Here is a 16,900-nt window from a genome sequence, read left to right as displayed (position 1 = left end):
CTCAGGAGCGCCAGGGCTCGTCCGGGCGACCGCCCGCCTGGCCGTCGCGGCCGTCCCGTCCGTCGCCTCGGCGCCGGAGGTAGCGCTCGAACTCCTGGGCGATCGCCTCGCCGCTCGCCTCGGGGGAGTCGACCGTGTCGCGCGCCTGCTCCAGCTGCTGGATGTAGGCGGCCATCTCCTCGTCGTCGGCCGCGAGCGCGTCGATGCCGGCCTCCCACGCCGACGCCTCGTCGACGAGGGTTCCCCGGGGGATCGTCACGTCGACGAGCTCCTCGAGCTTGTCGATCAGGGCGAGCATCGCTTTGGGGCTCGGCGCGTTGTGCACGTAGTGGGGCACGGACGCCCAGATCGTGACGGTCGGGATGCCCACGGCCTCCGCACCCTCGGCGATCGCGCTCAGGATGCCCACCGGGCCCTCGTAGGTGGAGCGCTCGATGCCCAGCTCGGTGCGGACGGCCGAGTTCTCGCTCGAGGCGAAGATGGAGATGGGGCGGGTGTGCGGCACGTCGGCCAGCATCGCGCCGAGGAAGACGATTCCCCCGACGTCGGAGGCGAGCGCCGCGTCGAGGATCTCGGCGGTGAAGCTCTTCCACGAGCGCGACGGCTCGGTGCCGAGCAGCAGATAGATGTTGCCGGTGTTGTCGCCGCTCACCCGCAGATTGGCGTCGTCGGCCAGTTCATGCGACGGATCACCCGGATGCACGGGACCGTACATCAACGCGGACGGCCAGATCAGCCTTCGGTGCCCGTCGTCGTCGGTCACCGTGGGCCGATTGAACTGGAAGTCGAAGTAGAGCTCAGGGTCGACTTCGGCGATCGGCACCACATCGAGGACGTCTTGCAACGTCTTGACGGCGCCGCTCGCCGCCTCGCCCGCGTCGTTCCAGCCTTCGAACGCCACGACCAGGATGCGGCCGCTGAGGAAGTTCGTGCCCTGGGTCACAGTGGGTGTACCTCGTCCTCTCCCATGCGCCCGTTCGGACGCCATCCATCCAGGATAGGCCCGCGCGTCACCGATACACTTGTGGCCCGTGACCTCTCTGACTCCTCCGTCGCTGCCATCCGCTGTTTTATGGGACATGGACGGCACCCTCGTCGACACCGAACCGTACTGGATGGCCTCCGAGTCCGAGCTGGTGGGATCGTTCGGGGGCACGTGGACCCACGACGACGGCCTGACCCTCGTCGGGCTCGGCCTGTGGAACTCGGCGAAGATCCTCCAGTCGCGCGGAGTCGACCTGACGCCCGACGAGATCGTGCGGTGGCTGACCGACCGCGTCCAGCGGATGCTCGACGCCGAAGGGGTGCCGTGGCGGCCGGGCGCGCGCGAGCTCCTCGCCGAGCTGCGGGAGCGGGGCATCCCGACCGCGCTCGTCACCATGTCGGTGCGCTCCATGGCCGAGCAGATCGTGTCGCAGATCCCGTTCGACGCCTTCGACGTGATCGTCAGCGGCGACGAGGTCACCGAGGCGAAGCCGCATCCGGAGCCCTACCTGCGCGCCGCTGAGCTCCTCGGCGTCGCCCCGGCCTCCGCCGTCGCCATCGAGGACTCCCTCGTGGGTCTCACCTCGGCCGTCGACTCCGGCGCCGTCGCCATCGGCGTTCCCCACACCGTCCCGCTGCCCGAGAGCGACGAGCACGCACTCTGGCCGTCGCTGGAGGGCAAGACCGCCGCCGACCTCATCGACCTCTTCAACTCCCGGGCGGTCGTGCGATGAGCGACACCGAGCTGCCGCAGAGCAGCGGACCGTTCCGCGCCGGCGATCGTGTGCAGCTCACCGGCCCCAAGGGGAAGATGAACACCATCACGCTCGAGCCGGGCAAGGTGTTCCACACCCACCGCGGGATCCTCGAGCACGACACGATCATCGGCCTTCCCGACGCGTCCGTGGTCACGAACAACGTCGGCGTCGAGCACCTCGCGCTGCGCCCGCTGCTCAACGACTTCGTGATGTCGATGCCACGCGGCGCCGCCATCATCTACCCGAAGGACGCGGCGCAGATCCTCGCCCTCGCCGACATCTTCCCCGGCGCGAACGTCGTGGAGGCCGGAGTCGGCTCCGGCGCGCTGTCGCTCTGGCTGCTGCGAGCGATCGGCTCGGCGGGAACGCTCCGCTCGTTCGAACGGCGGGACGAGTTCGCAGAGGTGGCGCGCGCCAACGCCGCGACGTTCCTCGGGCGCGACCCCGAGAACTGGTCGATCACCGTCGGGGATCTTCAGGTAGCGCTTCCGTCGGCCGTCGAGGATCAGAGCGTCGACCGCGTCGTGCTCGACATGCTCGCGCCGTGGGAGTGCCTGGACGTGGTCACGGCCGCGCTCAAGCCGGGCGGCGTGCTGCTCTGCTACATCGCCACGGTCACCCAGCTGTCGCGCGTCGCCGAGGCGATCCGCGCATCCGGTCAGTACACGCACCCGCAGTCCAGCGAGACCATGGTGCGCGGCTGGCACGTCGAGGGACTCGCCGTGCGGCCCGACCACCGGATGATCGGCCACACCGGCTTCCTCATCACTGCACGACGGCTCGCGCCGGGGACCGTGCTGCCCGAACTCAAACGCCGTCCGTCGAAGAGCGACTACAGCGACGAGGACGTGGAAGCGTGGACGCCCGGAGCGCTGGGGGAGCGCCAGTCGAGCCCGAAGAGCCTGCGCAAGCGGGTCAGGGCGGCGGCCACGAGCGCCGAGCTCTCCAAGGCGCGCGGCCTCGACGGGGCGTCCGACGACGACCCCGCCATCAACTAGCATGGGAGGCCGGAGGGCGCGTCCCTCCTCTCCCACCGATCGCACCGAAAGAGGACTCGTGCGCAGAGCAACCGCACTCGTCGTAGCCGCTGGGCTGCTGGCCATCACACTCACGGGATGCTCGTCAGACCCGAACGCCGACTGCAGCAAGGCTCTGAAGCCGGGAGCGGCCTCCGCCCTGATCAGTGTCAGCGGAAAGTTCGGCGAGAAGCCGAAGGTCACGTTCCCGACCCCGGTCGAGACCACGACCTCGCAGCGGTCGACGATCATCCAGGGCGATGGGGAGAAGCTCCAGAAGGGGCAGATGGTGGAGTTCCAGTACTCCTTCCTCGACGGGGCGACCAAGCAGAGCCTCGGCGCCAGCACCTATGAGGGTGGCGGAGGTCCGCTGATCGCCGTCGGCGCCATCCCGATCCCTGCACTGAACGACGGTCTGCTCTGCGCGACGGTGGGCTCGCGCCTGGCCATCGCCATCGCTCCGAAAGACACCTCGGCCGACCCGTCTTCGCAGTCGACCGACTCCGCGATCGCGGTCGTCGACATCGTCAAGGCCTACCTGCCGCGGGCGAACGGAACGCCGCAGCCGTCGGTCTCCGGGTTCCCGACCGTCGTGCTTGCGCCGACCGGCCAGCCGGGCGTCACGATCCCCAGCGGTTCGGCGCCCAAGAAGGTCGAGACCGAAGAGCTGAAAGCGGGTTCCGGCGCGACCGTCAAGAAAGACAGCAGTGCGGTGCTGCACTACACGGCGGTCGGCTGGGAGAACAAGAACGTCGCGCTGAGCACGTGGCAGGGCGGCAGCCCCGACGTGGTCACCATGGACACGGGCGCGAGCGCTGTGCAGCAGGGCTCGGCGCTTCCGCAGGCCATGCTCAAGGAACTGGTCGGCAAGAAGGTGGGCTCGCAGGTCGCCGTCGTGACCCCGACCGACGGCAGCACGCCCGCTCTGGTCTGGGTCGTCGACATCCTGGGAGTGCGCTAGCCGATTAGGATGGAGGGGTGCCTCCGTCCTCGTCTTCGCCCTCCCGCGTGCCGGTCGAGGAGCGTCTCTTCAGCCTTGTGCTCGCGTTGCTCGCGACCGAGACGGGACTGACGAAGAACGAGATCCTCTCGACTGTTCAGGGCTACCGTCAGCGATACGCGTCCCGCGGTGACAACAGCAGCCTCGAGCGCCAGTTCGAGCGCGACAAAGACGACATCCGCGAGCTGGGCGTGCCTCTCGAGACCGTCGAGGCGCCGGGAGATGCGGGCAACAACCAGCTGCTGCGCTATCGCATTCCCAAAGGGGCATACGATCTGCCGGCCGACGTCGTCTTCTCTCCGGAGGAGATCACCCTGCTCGGGCTCGCGGCCACCGTCTGGCGCGAGGGGAGCCTCTCGTCCGAGTCGCGTCGTGCCCTTATGAAGCTGCGTTCGCTCGGTGTCGAGGCCGACGACCCGATCGTGGGCTACGCGCCTCGGCTGCGCGCGCGCGAGAGCGCGTTCGACCCGCTCAACATCGCTCTCGAACGGCACGCGATCGTGCAGTTCCCGTATCTCAAGCCCGGTGAGAGCTCCGGGCGCACGCGAACCGTCGCGCCGCTCGCGCTCGTGCAGCATCAGGGCCGCTGGCACCTGCAGGGCATCGATCAGGACGCGAAGGGCTCGCGCACGTTCCTGCTCTCGCGCATGGTCGGCCCGGTCAAGGTGACCAGCCGCACCTTCGAGCCCGAGGGCACGGACTTCGCGGCCAAGGCGCTGGAGGAGCTCGAACGCATCTGGGCCGACAACCTCGCCGAGATCGAGGTCGCGGCGGGCACCGATGCGGCGACCCGGCTCGGCAAGCGCTACGGTGACGCGGTTCCCACCGCTCGCGACGGCGAGTCCTTCCGCCTCACCGTCAACTACTCCGACTTCAACATCCTCGCCGACCAGCTGGCGAGTTTCGGCCCCGAGGTGGTGGTGCTCTCGCCTCCGGAGCTGCGCGATGCCGTGCGTGACCGACTGCTGGTGACCTTCCGGGCGCACGACGATGACGGCATCTCCGGCGACTCAGCCGACCCGGCCGACTCCGGCGAGCGACGCGGGGAGGCCGTCGATGGCTGAGCGCCGCAGACCGATGCAGGCGCAGGACAAGCTCGCGTTCCTGCTCGCCCTCGTCCCCTACCTCATGGATCGCGACCGGGTGAGCGTCTCCGAGGCCGCCTCGCACTTCGGCGTCGAGAAGGAGCAGCTGCGCGACGCCGTACGGCTCATCGCGGTGTCCGGCATCCCCGGTGAGACCAACCAGTACCAGCCGGGCGACCTGTTCGACATCGCCTGGGACGACTTCGAGGAGAACGACCAGATCGTCCTCACCCACCAGGTCGCGATCGACGACTCGCCGCGCTTCTCAGCACGGGAGGCGGCGGCCCTGATCGCGGGGCTGCAATACCTCACCTCGCTGCCGGAGAACGCCGACCGCGATGTGATCGGCTCGCTGATGGCCAAGCTCGCACGGGGCGCGTCCGGGGCGCCGAGTCAGGTCGCCGTCGCGGGCTCCGAGACGGATGAGACCCTCGCGATCATCCGGGACGCCGTCGCCACCGGCACCCAGCTCGACTTCGACTACCTCAACTCGCGGGGCGAACGGGAACGGCGCCGTGTCGACCCTCTGCGCATCGAGTCGATCGACCAGGACTGGTACCTGCGCGGCTGGGACCACCTCCGAACCGCGATCCGCACCTTCCGTCTCGACCGCATCGACGACCTGACGGCCACCGACGAGCCGATCACGTACCGCCCGGGCGACGTGACACTGCCCGAGACGCTCTTCGAGGGCACCCCCGACGACCTCCTCGTGCAGATCGAGGTGTCGGCGTCGGCCATCCCGCTGATCGTCGACTACATCCCCGACGGTGCGCCGCGGGACGAACAGGACGGCCTGGTCCGCACGAGCGTGCGCGTCGCCCACTACCACGGGCTCAAACGCCTCGTCGCCGGGCACTCGGGCGTGCTCACCGTGCTCGACCCGCCCGAGGCGCGCCGCGTGGTCGCCGACTGGGCGCGTGCCGGCGCCGAGCGGTACCGGTAGGCTGCCCGACATGCCCTGGTGGTCGTGGCTGGTGATCTGGGGAGCGCTCGTGCTGGCGCTCCTGGGGATGCTCGCGCTCTTCGCCGTCCGGCTCTTCCGCAAGCTCATGGCGGCCGCGGCCGAGGTGACCGCCCTCGCCGAGAAGGCGCAGGTGCTCTCGGAGCGGGCCGACGAGCTCCGCGAGGCCCCCTTCCGGTCGGCCGTCTTCGAGGATGCCGGGAAGCTCCGCGCCGAGCGGGAGCAGGCCGTCGCCGATCGTGCCGTTGCGCGGCAAGCTCGCAGGGACGCACGGGTCAGACGAGGTAAACTTCTGGTCAACGCGGATCCCACCCAGTTTTCGCACCTGACTCGAAGGAATTGATCTCATGCTCGGCGGACTCACCGGATGGCACCTGCTCATCATCCTCGCTGTGATCTTGCTTCTCTTCGGTGCGCCCAAGCTCCCGGGTCTCGCGCGCAGCATCGGCCAGTCCATGCGCATCTTCAAGGGTGAAGTCAACGAGATGAAGAAGGACGGCGAGAAGACCGCTCCCGGCGACGCTGCGGCTCCGGTCGACGGCACGCAGGCGTCCGCCGCTCCCACGCCTCCTCCCGCTCCCGCCGCTCCGTCGTCCGAATCGCCCACGAAGCCGTAGGTCGTGGCCTCCGATAAGCGAGGCAGGAACCGCGAAGGTCGCATGACGCTCGGCGAGCATTTCGTCGAGCTTCGCAAACGCCTCTTCCGTTCTGCCCTGGGACTTCTCGCCGGCGCGATCGCCGGCTGGTTCCTCGCGGACTATCTCCTGGATGCTCTGCGCGGGCCGATCACGGAGATCGCCACCCAGCAGGGCCGCCAGGCCCAGCTCAACTACGACAGCATCACCGGCGCGTTCGACCTCAAGATGCAGGTCGCGATCACGATCGGCGTGCTGATCTCGAGCCCGATCTGGCTCTACCAGATCTGGGCGTTCTTCGTGCCCGCGCTGAGCCGCAAGGAGCTCAGGTACGGCTTCGGCTTCTTCTTCACCGCGGTCCCGCTCTTCCTGGCCGGCGCCTTCGCGGGCTGGCTGCTGGTGCCCCACATCGTCAACCTCCTGACGAGCTTCGCGCCGGGAGAGGACTCCGCCATCATCTCGGCCAAGACCTACTTCGACTTCGTGCTCAAGCTGGTCCTCGCCGTCGGAGTGGCGTTCGTGCTCCCCGTGTTCCTGGTGCTCCTCAACTTCGTCGGAGTGCTGAGCGCGAAGTCGATCATCCGGTCGTGGCGCTGGGCGTTCATCCTGATCGCGCTGTTCACGGCGATCGCGACGCCGGCCGCCGATGTGATCTCGATGTTCCTCCTGGCCATCCCGATGGTGGTGCTCTATCTGGCCGCCTACGGGGTGGCGTGGCTGCACGACCGCCGCGCGGCGAAAGCCGCCTTGCGCCTGGAGGCCGAACTCGCGACATAGGCTGGTGCAGTGACCGATCAGCTGTCCCCGGCCGAACGCTTCGCGGCCTCCCGCTCCCGCACCCGGCAACCCCTGCTGGAGGCGTTCCGAGCGGGCCTGCGTTTCGACCTCGACCCGTTCCAGCGTGAGGCGTGCGCGAGTCTGGAGAACGGCAAGAGCGTGCTGGTCGCCGCCCCCACCGGCGCCGGCAAGACGATCGTCGCCGAGTTCGCCGTCTTCCTCGCCATGCGCGAGGCGAACGCGAAGGTCTTCTACACGGCGCCCATGAAGGCGCTGAGCAACCAGAAGTTCCAGGAGCTCGTCGAGGTCTGGGGCCCCGAGTCGGTCGGCCTGCTCACCGGCGACACCAACATCAACTCGCGGGCCCGCATCGTCGTGATGACGACCGAGGTGCTGCGCAACATGCTCTACGCCGACTCCGACCTCCTCACCGACCTGGCATACGTCGTGATGGATGAGGTGCACTACCTCGCCGACCGGTTCCGCGGCGCCGTGTGGGAAGAGGTGATCATCCATCTGCCCTCGGAGGTGCGGATGGTCTCGCTCAGCGCGACGGTCTCGAACGCCGAGGAGTTCGGCGACTGGCTGCAGGCCGTGCGCGGCGACACCGACGTCATCGTGTCCGAAGAGCGTCCGGTGCCGCTGGAGCAGCACATCCTGATGCGCACCAAGCTCATCGACCTCTTCGACTCGTCGGGTCTCGCCGCGACCAACCGCGTGAATCCGGAGCTCGTGCAGATGGCCCGGTACGGCGGCCGCACCCTGAACTCGCGCCAGATGCGGGATGTCGGGCGATACCACTCCCGGGGCGGCCGGGTCGAGTCGTTCCGGATGGACCGTGCGGAGATCGTGCACCTGCTGGCGGAGCGCAACCTGTTGCCGGCGATCTTCTTCATCTTCAGCCGCAACGGCTGCGACCAGGCCGTGCGCCAGACGCTGCGGTCGGGGGTGCGGCTGACCGAGCAGCATGAGCGCGACGAGATCCGGGCGATCGTCGAGGACCGGTGCCGTACGTTCCTCGACGAGGACCTCGCGGTGCTCGGCTACTGGGAGTGGCTCGAAGGGCTCGAGCGCGGTGTCGCCGCGCACCACGCCGGCATGCTCCCGGCGTTCAAAGAGGTCGTCGAGGAGCTCTTCCGCCGCAAGCTCGTGAAGGTCGTGTTCGCCACCGAGACGCTCGCGCTCGGCATCAACATGCCGGCGCGCACCGTCGTGCTGGAGAAGCTGGAGAAGTTCAACGGCGAGGCGCGGGTGCCGATCACGCCGGGGGAGTACACCCAGCTCACCGGTCGCGCCGGCCGTCGCGGCATCGACGTCGAAGGGCACTCCGTCATCCAATGGCAGGACGGCCTCGACCCGCAGTCGGTGGCCTCGCTCGCGTCCCGTCGCAGCTACCCGCTCAACTCGAGCTTCCGGCCGACCTACAACATGGCGGTCAACCTGGTCGACCAGTTCGGCCGGGAGCGCACCCGCGAGATCCTCGAGTCGTCGTTCGCCCAGTTCCAGGCCGACCGGGCCGTGGTCGACCTCGCGCGCAAGGTGCGCCAGCAGGAGGAGTCGCTCGCCGGCTACGAGAAGGCGATGACCTGTCACCTGGGCGACTTCAAGGAGTACTCGGGCATCCGGCGTGAGCTCAGCGACCTGGAGCGCAAAGGCGCGCGCATCGAGAACGCCTCGCGTGCCGACCGCGAACGCCGCCAGCGCCAGCTCACAGCCTTGCGCAAGCGCATGAAAGAGCATCCGTGCCATCGCTGCCCCGACCGCGAGCAGCACGCGCGCTGGGCGGAACGCTGGTGGAAGCTGAAGCGGGAGACGGATGCTCTCAGCGGGCAGATCCGGTCGCGCACCGGCGCCGTGGCGAAGGTCTTCGACCGCGTCACCGACGTGCTGCTCGAACTCGGCTACCTCACGGACGACGACGGGACCACCGCCCTGACCGTGCACGGCCGCACCCTCAAGCGCATCTACGGCGAACGCGACCTGCTGGTGGCCGAATGCCTGCGTCGCAACATCTGGAACCAGCTCGACGCGCCGAGTCTCGCCGCCATGGCGTGCGCCCTCGTCTTCGAGCCGAGACGGGATGAAGGGCTCGCCCACGACCGGTATTTGCCGAAGGGCGCGTTCCGGCCCGCCCTGGAGAAGACGATCGAGATCTGGAGCAGGCTCGACGACCTGGAGCGCGAGAACCGGCTGTCGGGGAGCGAACCGCCCTCGACCAGCCTGGCGCTGGCGATGCACGCCTGGGCCAGAGGGACGAGCCTGAACGCCGTGCTCTCGGAGGCGGACATGGCCGCGGGCGACTTCGTGCGCTGGACCAAGCAGACCATCGACCTCCTCGATCAGCTCTCCCTGGTCGCCCAGGGACCGGTGGGGCGCACGGCGCGCCAGGCGCTCGAATCGATCAGACGCGGCATCGTCGCGTACTCCTCCGTTGCTTGACGAGGGAACGCTCAGCGCACGTGCGGAGACCGCTCGGCCGGGTGCTCTAGGCTCTGTCCCCGTGACCCGTTTCCCCCGCGCGCCGCTGCCGCTCTGGCTGGCGCTCGCGATCGCGGTGCTGGCCGGGCCGGTGATGGACGCGGGCTTCCCCGACATGGACTGGTGGCCGCTCACCTTCGTCGGCGTCGGCATGGTGCTCATCTCCCTCCGGGGACGTCGCGCGGGCAGCGCCTTCCTCGTCGCGACCGTCGCGGGGGAGTCGTTCTACCTGGTGCACGTGTCGTGGACCTCGCTCTACCTCGGTCCCGTCCCCTGGGTGGCGCTGTCGACGCTGGAAGCTCTGTTCTTCGGCCTGGGCGGGATGCTGGTCGCCCTGGCCTACCGCTGGGTGCCGAGGGCGTGGCCCAGCAGAGCAGGACGGCTCGGGATGCTCCCGCTGATCGTCTCCGGCCTGTGGGTCCTCCGCGAGTACGTCGCGGGCAACTGGCCGTACGGCGGGTTCTCCTGGGGCCGGGTCGCCGAATCCCAGTCGGAGAGCCCGTTCGCGCCGCTGGTCGCCTGGCTCGGCATCTCCGGCCTCGGTTTCGTGATGGTGTGGCTGGTGGCGCTGCTGCTCGAGCTCTGCTTCGCGTTCGACGTGCAGCGCGTGTGGCGCGGCGCCCTGGCGATCGGAGCGGTCGCCCTCGTGCTCGTCGTCCCGGCCTGGCCGGCTGCGACCCACGGCACGACGCGTATCGCGGCGGTGCAGGGGAACGGACCGGCCGGCTACTTCGACAACGCGCCGCCGGATGCCGTGCTGAACAGCCAGATCGCCGAGACCCAGAAGATCGAGGACCAGAAGGCCGACATGGTCGTCTGGCCCGAGGGAACGGCGCAGCCCGACCCGACCCGCGACGACGACACGGCCGCCATCCTCGACGCCCTCAGCCGCCGGATGGGCGCCCCGTTCATCGTCGGGACCATCACCCAGCGTGACGGCGAGTACTTCAACACATCGCTGCTCTGGAAAAGCGGGCAGGGTGCGGTGGACTACTACGACAAGAAGCACCCGGTGCCGTTCGGCGAGTACGTGCCCGACCGTGCCTTCTGGCGTCAGTTCGCCCCGTCGCTGATCGACCTGATCGGACGCGACTACACCCCGGGCACGCGGAACAACGTCTTCGACGTGAACGGTGTCCGGGCCGGCATCTCGATCTGCTTCGACATCGTCGACGACCAGCTCCTCACCGACATGATGGACGGCGGCGCGCAGGTCATCCTGGCCCAGACGAACAACGCGGACTTCGGGGAGACCGACGAGAACCAGCAGCAGCTCGCGATCGCCCGGCTGCGGTCCATCGAGTCCGGACGCTCGCTCGTGAACATCTCGACGGTCGGCAGCAGCCAGATCATCGACCCGTCCGGTCGCACCATCGCGAGCATCCCACCGTTCACCCCAGGCCACATGGTGGCGGATGTGCCGCTCGGAACGACGACGACACCCGCCACGCTCCTGAGCCGCGGAATCGAGTTCCTGGTCGCGGGCCTGGGACTGTTCGGGCTGCTGATCGCCTTCGGCGCCCGTAAGCAGCCGCACCCGGACGTGGAGAAGGCCGCCCCCATCGTGAGATGAGAACGGCCTTCGGGTCGTGCGGGTGGGCGCTCAGGCGCCGATCTTGTGCTCGCCGCCGCGACGGGCGCGCAGGTACGTGAGGCGCTCCTCGAGGAGCTCTTCGAGCTCGGCACGGGTGCGACGCTCGAGCAGCATGTCCCAGTGGCTGCGAGGGGTCTTGACGTCGGAACGGTCGACCTCGACGGGGAGGTCGCCGACGAGCAGAGTCGCCTCGTGCCCGCAGTGCCTGCACTCCCAGGTGTCGGGGGCCTCTGCCTCGGCCGAGAACACCATCTCGGTCTCCTGGCCGCACTCGGGGCACAGGTATGTATAACGGGAACGCGGGGAGTAGACGACGCCTTCTTCACTCTGTAAGCTCTGGGCGCCGAGCCTCATTCCGCGCAAACTACGATCTGCCATTGTGTGGTCTCCTCTTCGCGCGATGCTCACCAGTTATAAACCAACAAGCTGGGGATTCTCTTTCCGTCGGCGCGTTTCTCCCAGGGCCTTCTCAGGCTCGGATTCGTGACGCGACCAGCGATTTCAGGAGGTCGCAGCGGTCGGTGACGAGGCCGTCCACGCCGAGATCCAGCAGGCGTTCCATATCGAGCGGTTCATTGACGGTCCACACGTGCACTTCGACGCCGGCAGCGTGCAGGATCCGCACCGTCCGGGCGGTCACCAGACGCACGCCGTGGTCGCGTTCGGGGATCTGCACGGCCACCAGGCCACGCAGCGCGCGACGCGCGACCCCGGTCAGCCCGAGCTTCGCGCCGAGGATGGCCGGGAGGAATCGGGTGACGGATGCCGAGCTCGCGACCCCGGGAAGGGCATCCGCGGCCGCGCGCCTGCGCTTCTCGTCGAAGCTCGTGATCAGCACGCGCCCGGTCGCGCGCGCTTTCAGCACGGCATCCGCGGTCGGGCCGGCGGCGCGGGCATCCTTGATGTCGACGTTGAATCGGGCGTGGTGGAACGCGTCGAGCGCTTCGGTGAGCGAGCAGAACGACTGACCGTGCCCGAGGTCGACGCGGCGCAGCTCGGGCATCGTGAGCTGCTCGATCCGCACGTCGCGGCCGACGAGTCGGGAGAGGTCGGAGTCGTGACTGATCACCGCCACGCCGTCGGCGCTCGCGTGCACATCGGTCTCGAGATGCGTGGCGCCCGCGTTGAGTGCGTGCAGGAACGCGAGGAGCGTGTTCTCCGGAGCCTCGATCGCGAGGCCCCGGTGAGCGATGATCCGGGGGAGCGGACCGGAGAGGAACGTCACGCCGGAGGAGCGGTGTCACCGCCGGCGGAGGCCGCCGCGACGCTGGGGGCGGCCGCGACATCAGGAGCAGAGGCGACGCCCGACGTCTCGGGAGCTCCCGGCGCGCCCTTCGGTCCGAACGCCTGGCCGAGGCCCTGAAGCGCCTGGGTGAGCTCGCTCGGGATGATCCACAGCTTGTTGGCGGGACCCTCGGCCAGCTTCGGAAGCGTCTGCAGGTACTGGTAGGCGAGGAGCAGGTTGTCGGGGTTGCCCTCGTGGATGGCGCCGAACACGGTGGTGATGGCTTTCGCCTCGCCCTCGGCCCGGAGTACGGCCGCCTTCGCGTCGCCCTCAGCCTTGAGGATGGAGGCCTGCCGCATGCCCTCCGCGTTGAGGATCTCGGACTGCTTGGTGCCCTCTGCGGTGAGGATGACCGCACGGCGGTCACGCTCGGCGCGCATCTGCTTCTCCATCGAGTCCTGGATGGAGAGGGGCGGGTCGATCGCCTTGAGCTCGACGCGCGACACCCGGATGCCCCACTTGCCGGTGGCTTCGTCGAGCACGATGCGGAGCTGGCCGTTGATCTCGTCGCGGCTGGTCAGCGCCTCTTCGAGGTTCAGCCCGCCGACGACGTTACGGAGCGTCGTGGTGGTCAGCTGCTCGACCGCACCGAGATAGTTGGCGATCTCGTAGGTCGCGGCACGGGCATCCGTCACCTGGAAGTAGACGACGGTGTCGATCGAGACCACGAGGTTGTCCTCTGTGATCACGGGCTGCGGCGGGAACGACACGACCTGCTCGCGCATGTCGAGGAGCGGTCGCACCCGGTCGACGAACGGCACCACGATGTTCAACCCCGGGTTGAGGGTCTTGTGGTAGCGGCCGAGACGCTCGACGACACCCGCCGTGGCCTGCGGAACGATCCGGATGGCCCTGAACAGGGTGACGAGAACGAAGATCGCGATGATCGCGACGATCACGAAGACCACGATCTGGACGACCAGCTGGGTTGCGGGAGTCACGAGACGCTCCTTTCGGTGAAGCCGTCTGCGCCGGCCGAGATGGGTGCGGGCGCCACGACGGCGGTCGCCCCCTCGATCGCGACGACGACGACATGCTCGCCCGGCACGAGGTCGGCGGGAGCCGAGCCGGGCGCGAGCCGGGAGGTCCAGGTCTCGCCGACGGCGAGCTTGACCAGCCCGGAGGTGCGGGAGACCGTCGAGACGACTGCACCGGACATTCCGATGAGAGCATCCACGTTGCTCTTGGTGGGGTCGCCGCCGCGTTTCAACAGGCGCAGCAACGGCGGCCGGATGGTGAAGATCAGCAACACGGACAGCGCCGCGGCGATGAGCAGCTGCAGCCACCATTCGGCTCCGAACAACCCGGAGATCAGGCCGCCGACGCTGCCGACGGCGATCATCAGAAACACGAAATCGAGGGTCAGCATCTCAATGATGATGAACACCAGGATGAGGACGAGCCACACGATCCAGGCAAAGGACGTGATGTCCATGTCGGCTCCCTTCGCTGGTTGATTCGAAGGTATCAGTTGCGAGGCCGGACGTGCGGAACCCACTTGGTAGTCTCAGGGACGAGTAAACCATCGTGCTAGGAGTCTTCGTGTCCAACCCTCTCGCCCCCGGTGCCCTCGACGGAAAGCGCGCCCTGATCACGGGCTCTTCCCGCGGAATCGGCGCCGACACCGCTCAAAACCTCGCGTCCGCCGGCGCCGCTGTGGTCATCAACTTCCGCAACAAGGAGGCGCGCGCCGTGAAGCTCGCCGACGCCATCCGCGAGGCGGGCGGCACCGCCCTCACCGTGGGCGCCGACCTCACCGACCCGGTGTCGGTGGCCGGGATGTTCGACACGGTCGCGACGGAGTGGGGCGGCCTCGACGTGCTGATCCTCAACGCCTCCGGCGGGATGGAGTCGGGCATGGCCGCGGACTACGCCATGCAGCTCAACCGCGACGCGCAGGTCAGCACCCTGAACGCGGCGTTGCCGCTGCTCGCCCCCGGCTCGCGGGTGGTGTTCGTGACCAGCCACCAGGCGCACTTCATCAAGACGACCGAGACGATGCCCGAGTACGAGGCCGTCGCTCAGAGCAAGCGCGCCGGCGAAGACGCCTTGCGTGCGCTCATTCCGTCGCTCACCGAGAAGGGCATCGACTTCGTCGTGGTCTCGGGGGACATGATCGAGGGCACGATCACCGCGACCCTCCTCAACCGCCTCAATCCGGGCGCGATCGACGCGAGGAAGGAGGCGGCAGGCAAGCTCTACAACGTGAGCGAGTTCGCAGCCGAGATCACGCAGGCGGTCGTCGACCCGATCCCGGCCGACCACACGCGGCTGGTCGGCGACGTCTCGAGCTTCGAGCCGGTCTCCGAATGAGGGCCGCCGATCTCGGGCTGCTGACCAGCGTCTCGAAGCCGACCGTGCATCCGGGCGGGGGTCGCGCCGTCGTCGGCGTGACGCATCCGTCGCTCGAGGCGGACGCCACGGTCGGGCAGCTCTGGACCGTTCCGCTCACCGGCCACGCCGCCCCCAAGCGCTTCACGCGCGGCTTCCGCGACGGGGCGCCGCAGTTCTCACCGGACGGCCGGTTGATCGCCTTCCTGCGGGTCGTGCCCAAGTCGCCGCCCCAGGTCTACGTGGTGGACGCGGCCGGAGGCGAGCCCGTACAGGCCACCGACCGCACCCTCGGCGTCTCCGAGTTCGCCTGGGCTCCGGATGGGCGCACGCTCGCCTTCGTCAGCCGGGAGCCCGAGCAGGGCCGGTACGGAACGGTCGACGGTCTCGAGCCGGACGCGGAGGCTCCGCGGCGCATCCGGACACTGAAATATCAGTCGAACGGACTCGGTTTCATCACTGATCGGCCCGCCCATGTCTTCTCGATCCCGGTGCCCGACGTGTGGGGCGAGCCGATCGCTCAGCCCGCTCCGACGGCGGAGGGCACGGCCCCGGCCAGGCCGGCCGTCTCCGAGCCGGTGCAGCTGACGTCGGGGGAGTGGGACGACCACGGGATCGCGTTCTCGCCGGACGGCTCGACGCTCGCCTTCCTCTCGTCACGGCACGAGGGACGCGACGACGATCTGCGGGAGAACGTCTTCCTGCTCGTCCTGGGCAGTGACGCCGAGCCCCAGGATGCGACCGGGTCGTTCGGCGACTTCTCGACGGTCGCCGTCGGGTACGGACTGAACGGGGTGCTCTACTTCACCGCACAGGATGTGGGCCCGAGCGGCACCGACTTCGTCGCGCGCAACACGGCGCTGTACGCCATCGACACGCCGAACGCGGAGCCGCGCCGGCTGACCGACCCCGAGACGGTCGACCTCACCGACTCCGACATCGTCGCGTACGAAGACGACTCGGTGCTGGTGCGCGACACCAGCAGAGGCGGGCTCGTGCTCACCGTGGTGAGCGCATCCGGGGCTTCCCGTCGGCTGACGGCTCCGAAGACGATCGTCAACGGCGTCGGAGTCGCCGGGACGACCGTGGTCGCGTCCGTCGCCGACGAGACGACCTTCGGCGACGTCGCGCTAGTCGAAGTGGGCGGCCTGCGACGCCTGACCGACTTCTCGCGCGAACTGCGGGGGAGCGGCATCGTCACTCCGCGCGAGCTCACAGTGAGCGGCCGTGATGGCTACCCGGTGCACGGCTGGGTGGTGGTCCCGGAAGGCGAGGGGCCGCATCCGGTGCTGCTCAGCATCCACGGCGGGCCGTTCGCGTCGTACACGGGAAGCATCTTCGATGAAGCCCAGGTGTATGCCGACGCCGGCTACGCGGTCGTGATGTCCAACCCGCGGGGATCCGCGGGGTACGGACAGGAGCACGGCCGAGCGATCCGGCAGGCGATGGGGACGGTCGACTTCACCGACGTGCTCGACTTCCTCGACGGCGCGATCGCCGAGACGCCCGGCCTCGACGGGTCGCGCGTCGGGATCATGGGCGGCTCCTACGGCGGGTACCTCACGGCCTGGACCATCGCGCACGACCACCGCTTCGCCGGAGCGATCGTGGAACGCGGCTACCTCGACCCCGAGGCGTTCGTGGGGACGAGCGACATCGGCAGCTTCTTCAGCGACGAGTACACGGGCACCGATCCGGAGCTGATCCGGTCGCAGAGCCCGCAGGCCGTCGTCGGAGAGGTGACGACGCCGACGCTGGTGCTGCACTCGGCGAACGACCTGCGCTGCCCGCTCGGGCAGGCCGAGCGCTACTACGCCGCGCTCAGACGCGGGGGAGTCGACGCCGAGCTGCTGATCTTCCCCGGTGAGGACCACGAGCTCAGCCGAGGGGGACGCCCCCGTCACCGTCAGCAGCGTTTCGACGCGATCCTCGACTGGTGGGCGCGCTACCTGCCGAGCTCGCGCAACGACGTCTGACCGGGCTCACGGAGCCT

General features: G+C 68.9%; 17 protein-coding genes. 12 read left to right on the top strand and 5 right to left on the bottom strand.

The genetic code is table 11. The features are described from left to right. Position 1: 1 nt before the first annotated feature. Positions 2–943, bottom strand: a complete 942-nt coding sequence (locus ACFVV5_RS04290) for a proteasome assembly chaperone family protein (protein WP_387239469.1) — start codon at positions 941–943, stop codon at positions 2–4. 88 nt (positions 944–1,031) lie between these two features. Here ACFVV5_RS04290 and ACFVV5_RS04285 point away from each other — a divergent pair, with 88 nt between their 5' ends. The 10 genes from ACFVV5_RS04285 (at position 1,032) to lnt (ending at position 11,270) form a co-directional block, all read left to right on the top strand. Then, the gene (locus ACFVV5_RS04285; RefSeq protein ID WP_387239466.1) at positions 1,032–1,718 is read left to right on the top strand and encodes an HAD family hydrolase; all 687 of its coding nucleotides are present in this window, start codon (positions 1,032–1,034) and stop codon (positions 1,716–1,718) included. Then, positions 1,715–2,740, top strand: a complete 1,026-nt coding sequence (locus ACFVV5_RS04280) for a tRNA (adenine-N1)-methyltransferase (RefSeq protein WP_387239463.1) — start codon at positions 1,715–1,717, stop codon at positions 2,738–2,740. The genes ACFVV5_RS04285 and ACFVV5_RS04280 overlap by 4 nt, the downstream gene beginning before the upstream one ends. Positions 2,741–2,798: 58 nt before the next feature. Then, on the top strand, positions 2,799–3,719 hold the full coding sequence (locus ACFVV5_RS04275; RefSeq protein WP_387239461.1) for a peptidylprolyl isomerase: 921 nt from the start codon (positions 2,799–2,801) through the stop codon (positions 3,717–3,719). 17 nt (positions 3,720–3,736) lie between these two features. Then, complete coding sequence (locus ACFVV5_RS04270) at positions 3,737–4,822, top strand: helix-turn-helix transcriptional regulator (RefSeq protein WP_387239458.1); 1,086 nt, start codon at positions 3,737–3,739, stop codon at positions 4,820–4,822. Next, a complete protein-coding gene (locus tag ACFVV5_RS04265) occupies positions 4,815–5,789 on the top strand; it encodes a helix-turn-helix transcriptional regulator (protein ID WP_387239455.1) in 975 nt (324 codons plus the stop codon). The genes ACFVV5_RS04270 and ACFVV5_RS04265 overlap by 8 nt, the downstream gene beginning before the upstream one ends. A 10-nt stretch (positions 5,790–5,799) precedes the next feature. After that, a complete protein-coding gene (locus tag ACFVV5_RS04260; protein WP_387239452.1) occupies positions 5,800–6,150 on the top strand; it encodes a hypothetical protein in 351 nt (116 codons plus the stop codon). A 4-nt stretch (positions 6,151–6,154) separates the two neighbouring features. Beyond that, positions 6,155–6,424: a Sec-independent protein translocase subunit TatA gene (gene tatA / locus ACFVV5_RS04255; RefSeq protein WP_387239449.1), complete on the top strand. Its 270-nt coding sequence runs from the start codon at positions 6,155–6,157 to the stop codon at positions 6,422–6,424. Between the two features lie 42 nt (positions 6,425–6,466). Beyond that, a complete protein-coding gene (tatC, locus tag ACFVV5_RS04250; RefSeq protein ID WP_387239446.1) occupies positions 6,467–7,219 on the top strand; it encodes a twin-arginine translocase subunit TatC in 753 nt (250 codons plus the stop codon). A 9-nt stretch (positions 7,220–7,228) separates the two neighbouring features. After that, positions 7,229–9,658 carry a DEAD/DEAH box helicase gene (locus tag ACFVV5_RS04245; RefSeq protein WP_387239443.1) on the top strand — a complete coding sequence of 810 codons (2,430 nt, stop codon included), beginning with the start codon at positions 7,229–7,231 and terminating at the stop codon, positions 9,656–9,658. A 61-nt stretch (positions 9,659–9,719) separates the two neighbouring features. Continuing rightward, the gene (gene lnt, locus ACFVV5_RS04240) at positions 9,720–11,270 is read left to right on the top strand and encodes an apolipoprotein N-acyltransferase (RefSeq protein ID WP_387239441.1); all 1,551 of its coding nucleotides are present in this window, start codon (positions 9,720–9,722) and stop codon (positions 11,268–11,270) included. A 30-nt stretch (positions 11,271–11,300) separates the two neighbouring features. Here the strand turns inward: lnt and ACFVV5_RS04235 are convergent, their stop codons facing one another. From ACFVV5_RS04235 to ACFVV5_RS04220, 4 genes are all read right to left on the bottom strand, one after another. Then, positions 11,301–11,669 (bottom strand): RNA polymerase-binding protein RbpA, encoded by a 369-nt coding sequence (locus ACFVV5_RS04235; RefSeq protein WP_387239438.1) that lies wholly within the window; start codon positions 11,667–11,669, stop codon positions 11,301–11,303. A gap of 91 nt (positions 11,670–11,760) precedes the next feature. Continuing rightward, positions 11,761–12,516 carry a glycerophosphodiester phosphodiesterase family protein gene (locus ACFVV5_RS04230; protein WP_387239436.1) on the bottom strand — a complete coding sequence of 252 codons (756 nt, stop codon included), beginning with the start codon at positions 12,514–12,516 and terminating at the stop codon, positions 11,761–11,763. Next, positions 12,513–13,517, bottom strand: a complete 1,005-nt coding sequence (locus ACFVV5_RS04225; RefSeq protein WP_387239433.1) for an SPFH domain-containing protein — start codon at positions 13,515–13,517, stop codon at positions 12,513–12,515. The genes ACFVV5_RS04230 and ACFVV5_RS04225 overlap by 4 nt, the downstream gene beginning before the upstream one ends. Continuing rightward, positions 13,514–14,011, bottom strand: coding sequence for an NfeD family protein (locus ACFVV5_RS04220; protein WP_387239430.1), 498 nt, complete (start codon positions 14,009–14,011; stop codon positions 13,514–13,516). The genes ACFVV5_RS04225 and ACFVV5_RS04220 overlap by 4 nt, the downstream gene beginning before the upstream one ends. Before the next feature lie 107 nt (positions 14,012–14,118). Between ACFVV5_RS04220 and ACFVV5_RS04215 the strand changes: the two genes are divergently transcribed. After that, entirely contained in the window at positions 14,119–14,889 is a 771-nt protein-coding gene (locus ACFVV5_RS04215; protein ID WP_387239427.1) for an SDR family oxidoreductase, read from the top strand. Beyond that, positions 14,886–16,883 (top strand): S9 family peptidase, encoded by a 1,998-nt coding sequence (locus tag ACFVV5_RS04210; protein WP_387239424.1) that lies wholly within the window; start codon positions 14,886–14,888, stop codon positions 16,881–16,883. The genes ACFVV5_RS04215 and ACFVV5_RS04210 overlap by 4 nt, the downstream gene beginning before the upstream one ends. The last annotated feature ends 17 nt before the right edge of the window (positions 16,884–16,900 follow it).

Origin of the sequence: Leifsonia sp. NPDC058248, assembly GCF_042881905.1 — a bacterium.
Classification (GTDB): domain Bacteria; phylum Actinomycetota; class Actinomycetes; order Actinomycetales; family Microbacteriaceae; genus Leifsonia.
Note: the sequence above shows the minus strand (reverse complement) of the source record. Positions and strands in the feature narration are given on the sequence as shown.

What these genes read in the sequence shown, in the direction of transcription:
- ACFVV5_RS04280 (WP_387239463.1), top strand. Translation starts at nt 1,715, where the DNA reads ATGAGCGACACCGAGCTGCCGCAGAGCAGCGGACCGTTCCGCGCCGGC.
- tatC (WP_387239446.1), top strand. Translation starts at nt 6,467, where the DNA reads ATGACGCTCGGCGAGCATTTCGTCGAGCTTCGCAAACGCCTCTTCCGT.
- ACFVV5_RS04260 (WP_387239452.1), top strand. Translation starts at nt 5,800, where the DNA reads ATGCCCTGGTGGTCGTGGCTGGTGATCTGGGGAGCGCTCGTGCTGGCG.
- ACFVV5_RS04265 (WP_387239455.1), top strand. Translation starts at nt 4,815, where the DNA reads ATGGCTGAGCGCCGCAGACCGATGCAGGCGCAGGACAAGCTCGCGTTC.
- ACFVV5_RS04220 (WP_387239430.1), bottom strand. Translation starts at nt 14,011, where the DNA reads ATGGACATCACGTCCTTTGCCTGGATCGTGTGGCTCGTCCTCATCCTG.
- tatA (WP_387239449.1), top strand. Translation starts at nt 6,155, where the DNA reads ATGCTCGGCGGACTCACCGGATGGCACCTGCTCATCATCCTCGCTGTG.
- ACFVV5_RS04235 (WP_387239438.1), bottom strand. Translation starts at nt 11,669, where the DNA reads ATGGCAGATCGTAGTTTGCGCGGAATGAGGCTCGGCGCCCAGAGCTTA.
- ACFVV5_RS04210 (WP_387239424.1), top strand. Translation starts at nt 14,886, where the DNA reads ATGAGGGCCGCCGATCTCGGGCTGCTGACCAGCGTCTCGAAGCCGACC.